We start from the raw sequence: 15,521 nt of genomic DNA, 5'->3' as shown, positions 1-15,521 counted from the left end.
GAGAATACTAACGGTCTGCTACGGGAGTACCTGCCCAAGGGAGCGGATTTAAGCCAGTTTACCCAACAGGAACTGGATCAGATCGCTTGGAGCCTGAATAACCGGCCGCGCAAATCACTCGGGTTTAAGAAGCCAAGCGAAGCATTCTGGGAATGTTGCTTCAATCTGGATATCAGAATTCCAAGCACCGTTGCACTTGGCCCTTGAAACCGCCGACATAAAAAAATCGCATATGAAATATTAGTAGAAGTCGACTTACATAATAGCAGGCCGCCTCCTTAAAATGCTGTTCGGATGAGGAGAACACATGGCTTCGGCACAACGGGCACGCAAACTGGGCAAGGCGTTTATCCTGCTGGACAACCTGCTGGTGATATTCGGTTTTTTCATGGTTTTCCCGCTGATCAGCCTGCATTTTGTTGACCAGTTAGGCTGGAGCGCCACGATCGTCGGCCTGGCACTGGCCATGCGCCAGTTCATGCAGCAGGGGCTGGGCCTGTTTGGTGGCTCGCTAGCCGACCGCTACGGTGCCAAGCCCTTGATTGTCTGCGGCATGCTGATGCGCGCCGCTGGCTTTGCCTGCATGGCACTGGCGCATGCACCGTGGCTGCTGTTTGCCTCCTGCCTGCTCTCTGGCCTGGGCGGGACCCTGTTTGATCCGCCGCGCACGGCGCTGGTTGCCAAACTGGTACGGCCCAGGGAGCGGCCGCACTTCTACGCCATCCTGATGATGCAGGACAGCGCCGGCGCGGTGGCTGCCGCCCTGCTGGGTTCCTGGCTGCTGCAATTCGACTTTCGCTGGGTTGGTCTGGCAGGCTGCGCCATGTTCGTGCTGGCTGCCGTAGTCAATGCCCTGTTGCTGCCGCCGTACCGGGTCGCCACGGGCAAGACCTCCCCCTGGCACTCCATGCGCACCGTCTTGCACGATCGCAGCTATATGCGCTTTGTACTGACCTTGAGTGGATATTACATGCTCGCAGTCCAAGTCATGCTGCTGGTCCCGGTGACCATCAAGCAACTGACTGGCAATTATCAGGCGGTAGGCTGGATGTATATGCTGGAGACCTGCTTGTCACTCAGCCTGCTTTATCCGCTGGCACGCTGGGGAGAACGCTATCTGCGACGCGAGCAGCGCATGCTGATCGGCCTGGGGTTGATGAGCCTTAGCCTGGCTATCATGAGCAGCGTGCAACATCCACTGGCGGCCTTTGTCATTCTGGCCATGTTTTTTCTGGGGTCCATCATCATGGAGCCGGCGCGGGAAACCTATATCGCCGGGCTGGCCAAGGCACAAGCGCGCGCCAGCTATCTGGGTTGCAGTCGGCTGGGGCTGGCTTTGGGTGGTGCCGTGGGCTATGTTGGAGGAGGCTGGCTGCTGGACATGTCCCGCCAATGGCATCTGCCGTCGCTGCCTTGGCTGTGCTTGGCCATGATTGGCACCATCACCTTGCTGGCACTGTGGGGACAGTTACTGCGCGCTCCTGCCAGCACACGCTATGCCAGCAATACCATTTGATGAAAAAACAAAACCCGCCGGTTGGCGGGGTTTTGTTTGAAGCTGTCGGGACGTTGACTGATTAGGTCAGCGCACCTGGCAATCCTGGCACATCCTCTGCCTGATCAGGCAGCTTGGATGTTCGACGCTTGCTTGCCTTTCGGGCCGCTAACGATGTCAAAGCTTACACGTTGACCCTCTTTCAGGGTCTTGAAGCCTTGCATATTGATGGCGGAGAAATGGGCAAACAGGTCTTCACCACCCTCATCCGGGGTAATAAAGCCAAAGCCTTTAGCGTCGTTGAACCACTTAACGGTACCAATTGACATGTTACTTCCTTGATTGACTATGGCTGGTGAGGCCGACCAACTTAAAGCTTGCTGTCCATTCCGGCTTATCCGGGAATGCCAAACAGCTAAGCCAAGCACCTGAACAGCATTTCTACGCAACCATCGTGATAGCGTCAAGTCCAAAAGGAATTCGCACTCGCCCCTTGAAAAAAAGTCTGGGGGAACCAAAATTGAAGTAAACCGCGGTTTAACTGAAAGTCGACATGTCCACGCAGTTCAGCAACGACGCCGTCAAAGAGGTGTCACGGGTGAGGACCACCCCTCCCCCAATGTATAAGGTATTGTTATTGAACGATGATTTCACCCCAATGGAATTTGTGGTGGAAGTGTTGCAGCAGTTGTTCCACATGAACAGGGAAAAGGCTACCCAGGTCATGTTGCAAGTCCATACGCAAGGTCACGGCGTGTGTGGCGTTTATACCAAAGACGTGGCTGCCACCAAGGTTGAACAGGTGTCGCAATTTGCCAAAGCACACCAGCATCCGCTTCAGTGCGTAATGGAGGAAAACTGATGATTGCCCAGGAGCTTGAAGTAAGCCTGCATATGGCGTTCATGGACGCCAGGCGCAAGCGCCACGAGTTCATCAGCGTGGAGCATTTGCTGCTTGCCATGATCGACAATCCCTCCGCCGCCGATGTTTTGCGCGCCTGCGGGGCCAATCTCGACCAGCTGAAAAAACAGCTGGGCGACTTCATTGACGAACACACCCCCACCGTTCCCGGGGAAACCGAGGTCGAAACCCAACCTACGCTGGGCTTCCAGCGGGTGATTCAACGCGCCATTTTGCATGTGCAATCTTCCGGCAAGAAGGAAGTGACCGGTGCGAATATTCTGGTAGCCATCTTCGGCGAAAAAGACTCACATGCCGTGTATTACCTGCATCAGCAGGGAATATCTCGGCTGGATGTTGTCAATTTCATCTCCCATGGCATTACCAAACAGCGCTCGCCGCAACACCCGCCGGAGCCGCGTGAGCAGCACAACGAGTCCGAGAGCGAAGAGCAATCTGCCGGGCCGGGTGGCGCGCTGGAAAACTACACGCTCAACCTCAACCAGCAAGCGCGCGATGGGAAAATCGATCCGCTGATCGGCCGCGAACAAGAACTAGAACGCACGGTGCAAATCCTCTGCCGTCGCCGCAAGAACAACCCACTGCTGGTGGGTGAAGCCGGCGTGGGCAAGACGGCGATTGCCGAAGGGCTGGCGCGGCGCATCGTCAACAACGAAGTGCCGGATGTCCTGTCCAAGGCCACCGTGTATGCGCTTGACATGGGCGCGCTGCTAGCTGGCACCAAATACCGTGGCGATTTCGAGCAACGCCTCAAGGCTGTCATCAAGCAACTGACCGAAGATGAACACGCCATCCTGTTCATCGACGAAATCCACACCCTGATCGGTGCCGGTGCCGCCTCTGGCGGTACGCTGGATGCATCCAATCTGCTGAAGCCAGCCTTGTCCAATGGCAGCCTGCGCTGCATTGGCGCTACGACGTATAACGAATACCGTGGCATTTTTGAAAAGGACAACGCCCTGTCACGGCGCTTCCAGAAGATTGATGTGGCCGAGCCGACCGTGGAACAAACCGTGGAAATCCTCAAGGGGCTGAAATCGCGCTTCGAAGCTCACCATGGCGTGAAGTACACTCAGGCAGCCCTGTCCACCGCTGCCGAACTGTCAGCCCGCTACATCAATGATCGTCACTTGCCGGACAAGGCCATCGACGTGATCGACGAAGCTGGTGCTGCACAAAAGATCTTGCCCAAGTCGCGGCAGAAGAAGGTGATCAACAAGTCCGAGATCGAAGAGATCGTGGCCAAGATCGCCCGCATTCCGCCGAAAACGGTTTCCACCGATGACCGCAATGTGCTGAAAAACCTGGAACGCGATTTGCGCAATGTGGTATTCGGCCAGGACAAGGCCATCGAAAGCCTGGCCACCGCCATCAAGATGACCCGCTCAGGCCTGGGCAATCCGCAAAAGCCCATCGGCTCTTTCCTGTTCTCCGGCCCGACCGGGGTGGGCAAGACCGAGGTCGCCAAGCAGCTGGCCTATGTATTGGGTGTGGAGCTGATTCGCTTTGACATGTCCGAGTATATGGAGCGCCATGCAGTCAGCCGGCTGATTGGCGCACCTCCCGGCTATGTCGGCTTCGAACAGGGTGGCCAGTTGACCGAAGCCATCACCAAACACCCGTATGCCGTATTGCTGCTGGACGAGATCGAAAAAGCGCATCCGGACATCTACAACGTGCTGCTGCAGGTGATGGACCATGGCACCCTGACCGATAACAACGGTCGCAAGGCAGATTTCCGCAATGTGGTGATCATCATGACCACCAATGCCGGTGCCGAAGCCATGTCCAAGCCGACACTGGGCTTTACCCAGTCCAAGGAAGCCGGTGATGAAATGGCCGATATCAAGCGCTTGTTCAGCCCGGAATTCCGCAACCGGCTGGATGCCACGATCTCCTTCAAGACGCTGGATGAGCAGATCATCATGCAGGTGGTGGACAAGTTCCTGATGCAGCTGGAACACCAGCTCAGCGACAAGAAGGTGGAAATCCACTTTACCGACGCGCTGCGCGCCTTCCTCGCCAAACGTGGCTTTGACCCGCTGATGGGGGCACGCCCGATGGCACGGCTGATTCAGGACACCATCCGCAAGGCACTGGCCGACGAGCTGCTGTTTGGCCGCCTGGCCAATGGCGGAGAGGTAACCGTCACCGTCAACGAGCAGGATGTGGTGGAGCTGCAATTCGACCCAGAAACACTCGCAGCCGAACCAGCCTGAGCCACCCCGCTATCACCACAACGCCCGCATCGTCTGCGGGCGTTTTTTTGATGACGACAATCCGGCTCAGCCACGCGGATGGTGCTGGGCATGCAGCTGCTTGAGCCGTTCGCGTGCCACATGGGTATAAATCTGCGTGGTGGAAATATCAGAATGACCCAGCAGCAGCTGCACCACGCGCAGATCAGCACCATGATTGACCAGATGCGTGGCAAAAGCATGTCGCAGCATGTGTGGGCCGATGGGTGGCAATCCCTGCTGCCGGGCATAGCCGGCAATCAGATACCAGGCCATCTGCCGCGTCATGCCGGCCTTGCGCTGAGTGACAAACACCGCATCGCACTGCGCTCCCGCCAGCAACAATGGCCGCGCCTCACGAAAATAACGCTCCAGCCACTCCAGCGCCACCTCACCCAAGGGCACCATGCGCTCCTTGTTGCCCTTGCCGCGAGTAATGATCAAGCCGGTAATCATGTCCAGCTGCTGCAGGGTCAGCCCGACCAGCTCGGATACCCGCAAGCCAGTGGCATACAGCACCTCCAGCATGGCCCGATCTCGCAAACCCAGCGGCTCGTCAACATCAGCAGCTTGTAGCAGCAGCTCCACCTGCCCCTCGGACAATGCTTTGGGCAAGCGCTGTCCCAATTTGGGGCTGCCCAGATGGGTGGTCGGATCGTCAGGACGATGGCCATTTGCCAACAGAAACTGATAATAGCGCCGCAAGCAGGACAACTGGCGGGCACGGGTAGCTGGCTTTTCGGTATCAACCGCCATCAGCAGGGCTTGCTGGATGAGTGCCTGGTCCGCCGCATCCAGCTCGGCACCCTCCGCCTGTAACTGCCGTTGCAGCTTGAGCAGATCGCGGCGATAAGCCGCCAGCGTATTGGCTGACAGTCCGTCGGTCAGCCACAGATGATCCAGAAACCGGTCTATGCTTTCGCTACTCATGCCCTTCCCTCACCTGGCTGCAGACGTAAAAAAAGCGCAAGGCAGCTGCCTTGCGCTTTTATCATACCTGACGGTATCAGGATCAGCCTTGCTTGCGAGCCGGCAGTTTTTCCTTGATACGTGCAGACTTGCCGGTACGGCCGCGCAGGTAGTACAGCTTGGCGCGACGTACATCACCACGGCGCTTCACTTCTACGGAAGCCACCAGAGGGGAGTAGGACTGGAAAGTACGCTCAACACCTTCACCAGCGGACATCTTGCGCACGATGAAAGAGCTGTTCAGACCACGGTTACGCTTGGCGATAACAACACCTTCGTAAGCCTGCAGACGTTCGCGGTTACCTTCCTTTACCTTGACATGAACCACAACGGTATCGCCAGGAGCGAATTCCGGGATGGTCTTGCCCAGGCGGGCGATTTCTTCTTGCTCGAGTTTCTGGATCAGATCCATGTTTTACTCCGGTTTTTTGAGGATATCTTGTTCCTGCTGGTACTCTGCCAGCAGCCGAGATTCCTGTTTTGTCAAAGAGCGGCCTTGCAACAGATCCGGGCGACGTTGCCACGTCCTTCCCAGCGCCTGCTTCAACCGCCATTTAGCAATCAGTGCATGATTTCCGGACATAAGCACATCCGGCACCCGCATGCCCTGATAGTCTTCGGGTCGGGTATAGTGCGGACAATCAAGGAGTCCGTTCACAAATGAATCTTCATAAGCAGACTGGGCATCGTTGAGCACGCCAGGAAGCAGCCGAATGACTGCATCCATCAGTACCATGGCAGGTAGTTCGCCACCGGACAACACGTAGTCGCCAATGGAAACTTCCTCATCGACCTGGCGCTCGATCAAGCGCTCATCCACCCCTTCGTAACGGCCGCACAATACAATGAGACCGGGACGCCGGGATAGCTCCACCGCCTTCTCGTGCGATAAGGCACGACCCTGCGGTGACAGGTAAATCACATGGCTCTCTTCGACACCTGCTGCCTGCTGACGCGCTTTGGCGGCCGTAATGGCCGCTTCCAGCGGTTCGATCAGCATCAGCATGCCAGGCCCACCACCATAGGGACGATCGTCCACACGGCGATAGTTGTCATGGGTGAAATCGCGTGGATTCCATTTCTGGAAATCCCAAATGCCCAAATCAAGCGCCCGCTGGCTTACGCCAAAGCGGGCGATGGCATCGAACATTTCCGGAAACAGCGTGATGGCATCGATATGCATCAGTAGTCGAGGCCCCAGTCCACTGAAATGCTGGCCTCAGCCAGATTTACATTCAGCACAAACTGGCCGACAAAGGGAATCAGCCGCTGGCCGTGCTCACCTTCAACTACCAATACGTCATTGGCACCGGTTTCCATCAATTCGGTTACCTTGCCAAGCACCACGCCTTGCTGGTTGACGACAGACAGGCCGATCAGATCGGACCAGTAATATTCGCCTTCACCAGCTTCCGGCAATTCACTACGGGGAACAGCAACTTGCAGGCCACGCAGGGCTTCCGCCCCGTCACGATCGTCAACGCCTTGCAGCTTGGCGGATAAACCCTTGGGTTGCACTGCCCCGTTTTCAAATGTGTACGGCTTCCAGCTGTCATCCTTGCCCAGCCACCAGACCGGGTAGTCAAACAGACCGTCAGCGTATTCGGTATCGGCCTGGACTTTCACCCAGCCCTTGATACCGAAGGCGCCACGCACAAACCCCATCAAGACGAGATCTTCTTTGCGCATGCGCCTTAGTCCGTTAGTTGAGTCAACGAACGATTAGGCAGCAACCTTCTGCTCTTTCAGCAGCTTGGCTACGGCGTCGGTAACCTGAGCGCCAACGCCGATCCAGTAGTTCAGACGATCGGAAGTCAGGCGCACGCGCTCTTCCTTCTCGTTAGCTACCGGGTTGTAGAAGCCAACGCGCTCGATGAAGCGACCGTCACGACGGTTACGGGAATCGGTCACCACGATGTTGTAGAACGGACGGTTCTTGGCGCCGCCACGTGCCAGACGAATCACTACCATTGTCGATTGTCCTTAGATAAAAACGGTATCGTAGAAAAGCCCACGATTCTATGGCACTTTTCCCTTATCTTGCAAGCGCTTAATACGCTTGCGGCCCGGTGCGGCCCATATCAGCAGGCAGGACACCCCTGTTTGACGGATAAAAACCACACACCGGGGCGATGTGGGCGGCCATCAGCCACCCAAGCTGCCTTACAGGATTTTGGTGACGATGGTCAGTGCCCGGTCTTCCGGGTGGGTTTCCACGGTAAAGCCCAGCTTGTGCATCAGCTTGAGCATGCCCTTGTTGCCGGCCAGCACTTCGCCACGCATCACGGTCAGCCCCTGCTCACGGGCCGCATCAAACAGGGCATTCATCAGGATGTAGCCGATGCCCTTGCCCTGCCACTTGTCGGCTACTTCCAGCGCGAACTCGCAACCTTCGTTGTCCGGGTCGGTAATGAAACGGGCCACCGCCTGCTGCTCTTCACCGTTTTCTGTTTCGCAAGTCATGGCCAGTGCCATCTCACGGTCGTAGTCCAGCTGGGTGAAGCGCACCAGCATGGTCTGTGACAGCTGCTTGATGCTGGACATATAGCGGTTGTAGCGGCTTTCATCGGACAGGGTACGCACGAACTCCTGCTGCATTTCGGCATCTTCCGGTCGTACCGGGCGGATGGTGACCTTCATGCCATCCGTCAACGTGGCACTACGCACCATGTGCATGGGGTAAGGCATGATGGCCATATGGCCGTAACGCTTCACATCCGGCTTCAACGGTTCGACGATGATGCGCGCATCCAGGGCAATGACGCCCTTTTCATCCGCCACCAGCGGATTGATATCCATCTCGCGCAGTTCCGGCAGCTCGCATACCATTTCCGACACATGCAGCAGCACATCCACCAGCTCATCCATGTCCACGGCGGGCAGGTTCTTGAAGGCACCCAGTAACTGGCCAATGCGGGTCTTGCGTATCATGCTGCCCACCAGATACTGGTTGAGCGGCGGCAGGGACAAGGCACGGTCATGCATCACTTCTACCGCGATACCACCGGCACCAAAGGTAATCACCGGCCCGAACGAGCTGTCATGCGTCACCCCCACCATGACCTCGCGGGCAAAACGCCGCTTGCGCATGGGTTGTACCGAAATGCCGTCGATACGTGCCTCCGGCATGGCCTGGCGCGCGCGCTCCAGAATGCCCTGGAACGCTGCGCGCAAGGTGGCTTCGTTGCTGATGTTCAGCTCTACACCGCCCACATCGGACTTATAGATGATGTCCGGCGAATCGATCTTCAACACCACCGGATAGTGAATCTGCTCGGCCAGTGCCACGGCCTCATCTTCGGTGCGCGCCAGCAGGGTCGGATTGACCGGAATGCGGAAGGCCGCCAGTACTTCCTTGGACTCCCGCTCGGAGAGCACGGTGCGCCCTTCAGCCATGGCACCGGCGATGGCTGCGCGGGCGCGACTGAGATCCGGAGCCTCGCGCTTGCCCTCCAGCGGGCTGGGGGTCTGCAGCAGCAACTGCTGGTTGTGATGGTAGGAGGCAAGGTTGCGGAACACCTCGATACCATATTCCGGCGCACGGAAATGGGCACACTTGGCCTTGGAAAACAGGTCGCGGCTTTCTGATACCTTGGCATCACCCAGCCAGGACAGGAACATCGGCTTGCTCGATTCGCGCTGCAGGCCAATCATCAACTGGGCCGTGGTCAGGTGATCAGTCCCGGCCTGCGGGGTAAAGATCACCAGCACCCCGTCTACATTGGGGTCATCGATACAGGCTTTCACCGCCGTACGGAAACGCACCGGGCTGGCGTCGCCAATCAGGTCGATGGGGTTGCCATGCGACCAGTTGCGCGGCAAGGCATTATTGAGCAATTCCATGGTGGTATCGCTCAGCTTGGCCAGCTCCACACCATTGGTATAAGCACTGTCAGCCGCCAGCACCCCAGGGCCAATGCCATTGGTCACGATGGCCAAGCGCTTGCCACCAACACGGAAATTGGCCGCCAGAACCTTGGCTGCGGTAAACAACTGCGCAATGGAAGACACCCGCAGCACACCGGCTCGCGACAGCGCCGCGTCGAACACATCGCCACTCTCGATCAGATTGCTCGAATGCGTCACCCCGGTCACATCATCCTGGTAACGGCCAGACTTGATCACCACCACAGGCTTGGTACGGGCAGCCGCACGCAATGCGCTCATGAAGCGGCGCGCATGGTGAATGTGGTGAACATGCAACAGAATGCCCTGGGTGAAGTTATCCGCCACCAGGTAATCCAGGATCTCACCAAAATCCACATCCAGCGCCTCGCCCACCGAAATCACGCTGGAAAAACCGATGCCCTTGCTATCAGCCCAGTCCAGCATGGCGGTACACAGGGCGGAAGACTGTGACACCAGCGCCATATTGCCCGGCCGTACCTTACTGGTGTAATTGGTCGCATTGAAGCCAGCCACCGGCCGCATCAAGCCCAATACATTCGGCCCCAGCACCCGGATGCCATAGTGGCGTGCAATCGATACCGATTCATTCAGGATCTCCCGCTCCAGCTGTTCGCTATCGGAAAACTCCTTGGCCAGCAGCACCGCCTTGATGCCCTTCTTGCCACAGTCTTTGATGATGGCAGGCAGAGTGCGAATCGCAGTGCACACCACAGCCATGTCAATAGCAGCCTCGATCAGGCGCACCGAAGGGACGGACGGAATACCACCGACCACTTTGTGATTGAGGTTGACCGGAAACAGCTTGCCTTGGAAATTGCCTGCCAACAGATTGGCAAACACGGCCTGACCGATGGACCCCGGGGTATCGCTGGCACCGACAACCGCGACATTACGCGGCGAAAAGAGCGAAGTAAGGTAGTGAGGCCTCATGGCAGCGGTTCCAATTCTGTTGAATCAAGCAATAAAGCATCGTCCAGCGGCCTTGCCGGGTAGGGTGGCAGCTAGCGGGCGAAATATCTTTGCGGCACAGCAGCTTGCATTAACCAGGCCGCCATTATTTTCCAGTCATGTTGCGGCAGTATTGTGCAACGCACAATAAGGAGTAACGATAATACAGACTGCAATCTCAAGCTCTGCACGGCGCAGCTCCCATCCAAGACGGGATAGCACGACTCATCCTGCCGCAAACATCACTATGTCATGTTGACTTCAGGCAAGCAGGCTACAAATGAATTTTATAGCAAAGACCAACCACCACTGACGGACTCAACGCGGCTTTACTGGTGGTAATCGCACTGCAATATTGCTAATCTTGCCTGCTTGGCAACCCACTGGCGTTGCATCGCAACATATTCATTCAGCCCGCCTGCAGCACGCTGGCGGGCAGGAGTCAGCTCATCATGACGAAGCGCGTCGTCACCCTTGCCCACTACTACACTCAGCCAGAAATCCAGCAGATGGCTGACAAAGTGGGAGACAGCCTGGAGCTGTCCTTGTATGCCAAAGAAGCCAATGCCGACATCATCGTCTTCGCCGGCGTCCGCTTTATGGCCGAAACCGCCAAAATTCTCAATCCGCAGGCCGAAGTCATCCTGCCCGATGCAGGCTCCACCTGTTCGCTGGTGACCCAGACCGACGTCACTGCGCTCAAAGCCTGGCGCGAAAGCCATCCCGATCACGTGCATGTGTCGTACATCAACTCCAGCGCCGAGCATAAGGCGCTGTCCGACTGGATTGTCACCAGCCGCAATGTGGACGACATCATTGCCCACCTGTATGCCGAAGGCAAAAAGGTCATCTTCTCGCCCGACCGCAATATGGGCGGTTATCTGAATGACCAGTACGGCTACGATATGCCGCTATGGTCTGCCGTGTGCGAAGTACACGACAAGTTCAACGAAGCCGCGCTGAACGAAGCCTTTGCCGCCGCCAGCGGTGAAAAATACCTGATCGCCCACCCGGAAAGCCCGCTGCCAGTGCTGAAAAAGGCCGATTATGTCGGCTCCACCTCGGGCATGCTGAATTGGGTCAAAGCCTTCAAGGGGGATAGCAAGGCCGTCATCTTCGTCGCCACCGAAGACGGCATTCTGTACAACATGGGGCTAGCACGTCCCGATCTCGATCTGCGCCAGGCACCGATCTACGCCGGCTGCCAGTGCAACTCCTGTCCTTACATGAAGATGAATACCATCGAGGCAGTCAAGCGCGCCCAACAAGGCGAGGGCCTGCGTATCGACTATCTGACAAGCGCACAGATGGATGCCGCCCGCATTCCCATTGAGCGCATGCTGGATTTCAGCCAGCGCTACTACGCCTGATCATGCAAACCCGCCACGGCGGGTTTTTCTTTGTCTGTCATGCCGCAACGATTTTCCACAGCGCCACGGCAGCGATACAATCAGGCGTCCAACCTGGAAGCACAGCATGAAGTTCCTGATCAGCAATGATGACGGCTATTTTTCCCCAGGGATCCGTACCCTGGCCGAAACCCTGTGCCGTCATGGAGAGGTTGTCGTCGTGGCCCCCGAGCGAGACCGCAGCGGGGCCAGCAATTCGCTGACACTGGACAGACCGCTCACCGTACGCCAGGCCGCCAACGGATTTCACTATGTCAATGGCACCCCCACCGACTGTGTGCATCTGGCGGTCACCGGCCTGCTGGACTTCCGCCCCGACATGATTTTCAGTGGTATCAACCACGGCCCCAATATGGGTGACGACACCATTTACTCCGGCACTGTTGCCGCAGCTACCGAAGGCTTCCTGCTCGGCATTCCCTCGGTTGCCATTTCCTTGGCCGGCTACAGCGGCCAGCACTTTGCCAGCGCCGCCCTGGTAGTGGATCAACTGGTAAGGCGTTGTAAAGAAAAACCCTTTTCCCAGCCGGTGCTGCTCAATATCAATGTCCCGGATGTACCACCGGAAGAGTTGCAAACCATGCAAGTCACCCGACTGGGACGCCGCCATCATGCCGAACCGGTAATCAAAGCAAAGAATCCGCGCGGAGAGACGATATACTGGGTGGGACCTGTCGGCAGCGCACAAGATGCCGGCCCTGGTACCGACTTCGCCGCCATCGCGGGCAAACACGTGTCCCTGACCCCGCTGATGCTCGACCTAACCGCTTTCGGCCAACTGGACGGAATCAACACATGGCTTCATCCGTGACACAAGACAGTCAGGCTTATGGCATGCTGTCCGATCGAACCCGCAAGCGCATGGTAGAACGCTTGCGCCAGGCTGGCGTACAGGACGAGCGCGTGCTCAATGCCATGTCCGAAGTTCCACGCCACCTGTTCGTCGATCAGGCTCTCGCCACTCGTGCCTATGACGATGTGTCCCTCCCTATCGGCCATGGCCAGACCATCTCGCAGCCACATACGGTGGCCCGGATGACCGAAATCCTTCTGGCCGGGCGCAAGCCGGGGAAAATACTGGAAATCGGCACTGGCTGCGGCTACCAGACCGCTGTATTGCTGAAGACCGGCGCCGAGGTTTATTCCATTGAACGACTTGGCATCCTGCTGGACAAAGCAAGACGCAACTTGCGGGCAGCCAAACTGGTACACGCCCGGCTGGTCCATGGTGATGGCCATTTCGGTCTGGCAGAAGCCGCTCCGTTCGAGGGCATCATCATGACCGCCGCAGCACGCAATATCCCGGAAGCGCTGGTCGAGCAAATGGCGGAAGGCGGGCGCCTGATCATGCCCGTTGGCGAAACCGAACAGCATTTGTGGTTGCTGGAGAAGACGGCGCAAGGCTTGCAAAAGACCCGGCTAGACCCGGTGAAATTTGTCCCATTACTGCCCGGCCGTAACTAACTCTTGCAAAAACACAACATATAACCCATCAAACGATTTACAAAACCCAACTAACTGACATATAAAATCTCCAGGCATGCATAAACAGCATTCAAAGCGTTGGCTTGCGGCGTCACTGACGGCCGCCGTTCTTACCGGTTGCAGCAGCATGGCGCAACAAGCAGCGCCGGTAGAGTCCGCCCGCCCGGCCCAGGTTGCCGCGGGTACAACCATCAGCAAACCCGCTCCCGCTCCCGCACCGGTCGCGGAAGTAGCAGTAGCCAGCCCCTATCAGAGCAGTGGCAGCTTGGCTGCCAAACCGGTGTTGTCTGGCAGTGGCGAGAAAACCCATGTGGTACAACCAGGTGAAAACCTGTTCCGCATCTCGCTGAACAATGGGTTGAAATACAAGGATGTCGCAGCATGGAACAATCTGCCGGACACCAATATCAAGGTCGGCCAGGTGCTGCGCCTGACACCACCGGACGCGACCGGCAGTGTGGCACCGCAAGCTGCGGTCAAAACACCAGAAACTGTAGCGCAGCCAAGTTCGCGTAATACAGCTGTAGTAGAAAGTGGTAATCCGGCAGCCGCGGGTAACAAGAACTACCCCAAAGCCCTCAAACTGCCCTACTCGGAAGAGGCTGCGCGTAGCCTGGTGCAACAAAGCGAAGGCAGCGCCGGCAAGAAAAATACCACCAACAAGAAAAACAGCACTTCAGCTCCTGTTGCACAATCCGATAAAAAGGACAGTAGCTCCCCAGCGGCATTATCGGAAAATAAGAACAAAATTGAAGAAAAATCCCAGCCAGCAACAGGAGAAGACTCAGTCGCCTGGATCTGGCCAACCGAAGGCAAGGTCATCCGGACTTATTCGGACAGCAACAAGGGGCTGGACATTAGTGGCCGCACCGGTCAGGCCGTCATCGCAGCCGGCGATGGCAAAGTGGTATACAGCGGGAATGGTTTGAGGGGCTACGGCAAGCTCATCATCATCAAACACAACAAAACATTCCTGTCGGCTTACGCACACAACAGCCAGTTACTGGTGAAGGAGGGGCAGAGTGTCAAGAAAGGGCAGAAGATTGCCGAAATGGGCAATACCGATGCCGACCAGGTAAAACTGCACTTCGAGATCCGCCGTTTCGGGAAACCGGTCGATCCGATGCAGTACCTAGACAACAAATCCTGAGCAGGGGTATTTCCCCCTGCAAGGAACCACCGTAGCGGGGGGAATCATGAGCCAAGACAGCGATATCCTTGAAGAAGAGGAAGTTCTTGAAGAAGAGGCCGCAGAAGAAGCAGCTGCCGAAGCAGATGCCGAAGAAGTGGCTGAGCGTCAAAGTGTTACCGAAGAGGTAGCGGATGTCACTCAGATCTATCTGAACGATATCGGCAACAATGCCTTGCTGACACCGGCCCAGGAGCTGGCGCTGGCTCGACGCGTGGTGGCTGGGGAGTTTGAAGCCCGGCAAAAGATGATCGAACATAACCTGCGCCTGGTGGTAAACATTGCCAAGCACTACATCAACCGCGGTCTTGCCCTGCTCGATCTGATCGAAGAAGGCAATATCGGCCTGATGCACGCGCTGGAAAAGTTCGATCCGGAACGCGGCTTCCGCTTCTCCACTTATGCCACTTGGTGGATACGGCAGAGCATCGAGCGCGCCATCATGAACCAGTCACGCACCATCCGTCTGCCGGTGCACGTGATCAAGGAGCTCAACGTCTATCTGCGTGCTTCGCGCCATCTGGAAAGCCAGATCGGCCGCGAACCGACTCTGGACGAAATTGCTCATCTGGTTGGCAAACCGGTTGATGATGTGCGCAAGGTGATGAACCTGAATGAGCGCATGGCCTCACTGGATGCACCGCTGGATATCGATCCCATGCTGTCGATTGGTGAATCGATCCCGGACGAGCAACATGAAGAGCCGGAAATTCAACTGCATAACAGCCAGCTGGAAATGTTTGTCAAAGACTGGCTGTCGCAGTTGAACGAGAAACAGTGCATGGTGATCGAGCGCCGTTACGGCTTGAATGGGCATGAAATCTGCACGCTGGAAGAACTGGCTGCTGCCTTGAACCTGACCCGTGAGCGTGTACGTCAGATTCAGATCGAAGGCCTGGAGCAATTGCGCCGCATCCTGCGTCGCAAGGGTATTTCCCGCGACTTCCTGCTGTAAATA

General features: G+C 57.0%; 16 protein-coding genes. 9 read left to right on the top strand and 7 right to left on the bottom strand.

Features of this window, described 5'->3' with window-relative positions; genetic code table 11:
• Positions 1 to 207: IS30 family transposase (locus tag H2Z84_RS21275; RefSeq protein ID WP_181835423.1), on the top strand; the 207-nt coding region annotated here is incomplete at its 5' end.
• 100 nt (positions 208 to 307) lie between these two features.
• On the top strand, positions 308 to 1,516 hold the full coding sequence (gene mdtH, locus H2Z84_RS07530) for a multidrug efflux MFS transporter MdtH (protein WP_181835422.1): 1,209 nt from the start codon (positions 308 to 310) through the stop codon (positions 1,514 to 1,516).
• A gap of 104 nt (positions 1,517 to 1,620) precedes the next feature.
• On the opposite strand, the gene H2Z84_RS07525 is transcribed toward mdtH, so the two are convergent.
• Entirely contained in the window at positions 1,621 to 1,824 is a 204-nt protein-coding gene (locus H2Z84_RS07525; RefSeq protein WP_045846595.1) for a cold-shock protein, read from the bottom strand.
• A gap of 224 nt (positions 1,825 to 2,048) precedes the next feature.
• On the opposite strand from H2Z84_RS07525, the gene clpS reads away from it, so the two are divergent.
• Positions 2,049 to 2,357: an ATP-dependent Clp protease adapter ClpS gene (gene clpS / locus H2Z84_RS07520; RefSeq protein ID WP_059284672.1), complete on the top strand. Its 309-nt coding sequence runs from the start codon at positions 2,049 to 2,051 to the stop codon at positions 2,355 to 2,357.
• On the top strand, positions 2,357 to 4,636 hold the full coding sequence (clpA, locus tag H2Z84_RS07515; RefSeq protein ID WP_181835421.1) for an ATP-dependent Clp protease ATP-binding subunit ClpA: 2,280 nt from the start codon (positions 2,357 to 2,359) through the stop codon (positions 4,634 to 4,636). The genes clpS and clpA overlap by 1 nt, the downstream gene beginning before the upstream one ends.
• 66 nt (positions 4,637 to 4,702) lie before the next feature.
• Here clpA and xerD read toward each other — a convergent pair whose 3' ends face one another.
• The 6 genes from xerD to H2Z84_RS07485 form a co-directional block, all read right to left on the bottom strand.
• A complete protein-coding gene (xerD, locus tag H2Z84_RS07510) occupies positions 4,703 to 5,584 on the bottom strand; it encodes a site-specific tyrosine recombinase XerD (protein WP_181835420.1) in 882 nt (293 codons plus the stop codon).
• Positions 5,585 to 5,666: 82 nt separating this feature from the next.
• Positions 5,667 to 6,035, bottom strand: a complete 369-nt coding sequence (gene rplS / locus H2Z84_RS07505; protein ID WP_059284675.1) for a 50S ribosomal protein L19 — start codon at positions 6,033 to 6,035, stop codon at positions 5,667 to 5,669.
• 3 nt (positions 6,036 to 6,038) lie between these two features.
• A complete protein-coding gene (gene trmD, locus H2Z84_RS07500) occupies positions 6,039 to 6,806 on the bottom strand; it encodes a tRNA (guanosine(37)-N1)-methyltransferase TrmD (RefSeq protein ID WP_181835419.1) in 768 nt (255 codons plus the stop codon).
• Entirely contained in the window at positions 6,806 to 7,288 is a 483-nt protein-coding gene (rimM, locus tag H2Z84_RS07495; RefSeq protein ID WP_220272736.1) for a ribosome maturation factor RimM, read from the bottom strand. The genes trmD and rimM overlap by 1 nt, the downstream gene beginning before the upstream one ends.
• Before the next feature lie 57 nt (positions 7,289 to 7,345).
• Entirely contained in the window at positions 7,346 to 7,594 is a 249-nt protein-coding gene (gene rpsP / locus H2Z84_RS07490; protein ID WP_045846601.1) for a 30S ribosomal protein S16, read from the bottom strand.
• A 192-nt stretch (positions 7,595 to 7,786) separates the two neighbouring features.
• Complete coding sequence (locus tag H2Z84_RS07485) at positions 7,787 to 10,462, bottom strand: bifunctional acetate--CoA ligase family protein/GNAT family N-acetyltransferase (protein WP_181835417.1); 2,676 nt, start codon at positions 10,460 to 10,462, stop codon at positions 7,787 to 7,789.
• A 470-nt stretch (positions 10,463 to 10,932) separates the two neighbouring features.
• Here H2Z84_RS07485 and nadA point away from each other — a divergent pair, with 470 nt between their 5' ends.
• The 5 genes from nadA to rpoS all read left to right on the top strand — a co-directional run bounded on the left by nadA (position 10,933) and on the right by rpoS (position 15,518).
• On the top strand, positions 10,933 to 11,850 hold the full coding sequence (nadA, locus tag H2Z84_RS07480) for a quinolinate synthase NadA (protein ID WP_181835416.1): 918 nt from the start codon (positions 10,933 to 10,935) through the stop codon (positions 11,848 to 11,850).
• A 106-nt stretch (positions 11,851 to 11,956) separates the two neighbouring features.
• Complete coding sequence (gene surE, locus H2Z84_RS07475; RefSeq protein WP_181835415.1) at positions 11,957 to 12,700, top strand: 5'/3'-nucleotidase SurE; 744 nt, start codon at positions 11,957 to 11,959, stop codon at positions 12,698 to 12,700.
• Complete coding sequence (locus tag H2Z84_RS07470; protein ID WP_181835414.1) at positions 12,685 to 13,353, top strand: protein-L-isoaspartate(D-aspartate) O-methyltransferase; 669 nt, start codon at positions 12,685 to 12,687, stop codon at positions 13,351 to 13,353. Before surE ends, H2Z84_RS07470 begins: the two co-directional genes overlap by 16 nt.
• A gap of 76 nt (positions 13,354 to 13,429) precedes the next feature.
• A complete protein-coding gene (locus H2Z84_RS07465; protein ID WP_258869323.1) occupies positions 13,430 to 14,524 on the top strand; it encodes a peptidoglycan DD-metalloendopeptidase family protein in 1,095 nt (364 codons plus the stop codon).
• A gap of 46 nt (positions 14,525 to 14,570) precedes the next feature.
• Positions 14,571 to 15,518, top strand: coding sequence for an RNA polymerase sigma factor RpoS (gene rpoS / locus H2Z84_RS07460; RefSeq protein WP_181835413.1), 948 nt, complete (start codon positions 14,571 to 14,573; stop codon positions 15,516 to 15,518).
• Positions 15,519 to 15,521: the final 3 nt, after the last annotated feature.

The sequence above is a fragment of the Aquitalea aquatica genome (genome assembly GCF_013911085.1).
Classification (GTDB): Bacteria; Pseudomonadota; Gammaproteobacteria; order Burkholderiales; family Chromobacteriaceae; genus Aquitalea; species Aquitalea aquatica.
This window is presented reverse-complemented; position numbering and strand designations above follow the sequence as displayed.

Bases quoted from the DNA above. Each gene is read 5' to 3' on its own strand.
- H2Z84_RS07470 (WP_181835414.1), top strand. From the start codon at position 12,685: ATGGCTTCATCCGTGACACAAGACAGTCAGGCTTATGGCATGCTGTCC.
- H2Z84_RS07465 (WP_258869323.1), top strand. From the start codon at position 13,430: ATGCATAAACAGCATTCAAAGCGTTGGCTTGCGGCGTCACTGACGGCC.
- H2Z84_RS07525 (WP_045846595.1), bottom strand. From the start codon at position 1,824: ATGTCAATTGGTACCGTTAAGTGGTTCAACGACGCTAAAGGCTTTGGC.
- xerD (WP_181835420.1), bottom strand. From the start codon at position 5,584: ATGAGTAGCGAAAGCATAGACCGGTTTCTGGATCATCTGTGGCTGACC.
- rplS (WP_059284675.1), bottom strand. From the start codon at position 6,035: ATGGATCTGATCCAGAAACTCGAGCAAGAAGAAATCGCCCGCCTGGGC.
- surE (WP_181835415.1), top strand. From the start codon at position 11,957: ATGAAGTTCCTGATCAGCAATGATGACGGCTATTTTTCCCCAGGGATC.
- rimM (WP_220272736.1), bottom strand. From the start codon at position 7,288: ATGGGGTTTGTGCGTGGCGCCTTCGGTATCAAGGGCTGGGTGAAAGTC.
- H2Z84_RS07485 (WP_181835417.1), bottom strand. From the start codon at position 10,462: ATGAGGCCTCACTACCTTACTTCGCTCTTTTCGCCGCGTAATGTCGCG.
- trmD (WP_181835419.1), bottom strand. From the start codon at position 6,806: ATGCATATCGATGCCATCACGCTGTTTCCGGAAATGTTCGATGCCATC.
- mdtH (WP_181835422.1), top strand. From the start codon at position 308: ATGGCTTCGGCACAACGGGCACGCAAACTGGGCAAGGCGTTTATCCTG.
- rpsP (WP_045846601.1), bottom strand. From the start codon at position 7,594: ATGGTAGTGATTCGTCTGGCACGTGGCGGCGCCAAGAACCGTCCGTTC.
- rpoS (WP_181835413.1), top strand. From the start codon at position 14,571: ATGAGCCAAGACAGCGATATCCTTGAAGAAGAGGAAGTTCTTGAAGAA.
- clpA (WP_181835421.1), top strand. From the start codon at position 2,357: ATGATTGCCCAGGAGCTTGAAGTAAGCCTGCATATGGCGTTCATGGAC.
- nadA (WP_181835416.1), top strand. From the start codon at position 10,933: ATGACGAAGCGCGTCGTCACCCTTGCCCACTACTACACTCAGCCAGAA.
- clpS (WP_059284672.1), top strand. From the start codon at position 2,049: ATGTCCACGCAGTTCAGCAACGACGCCGTCAAAGAGGTGTCACGGGTG.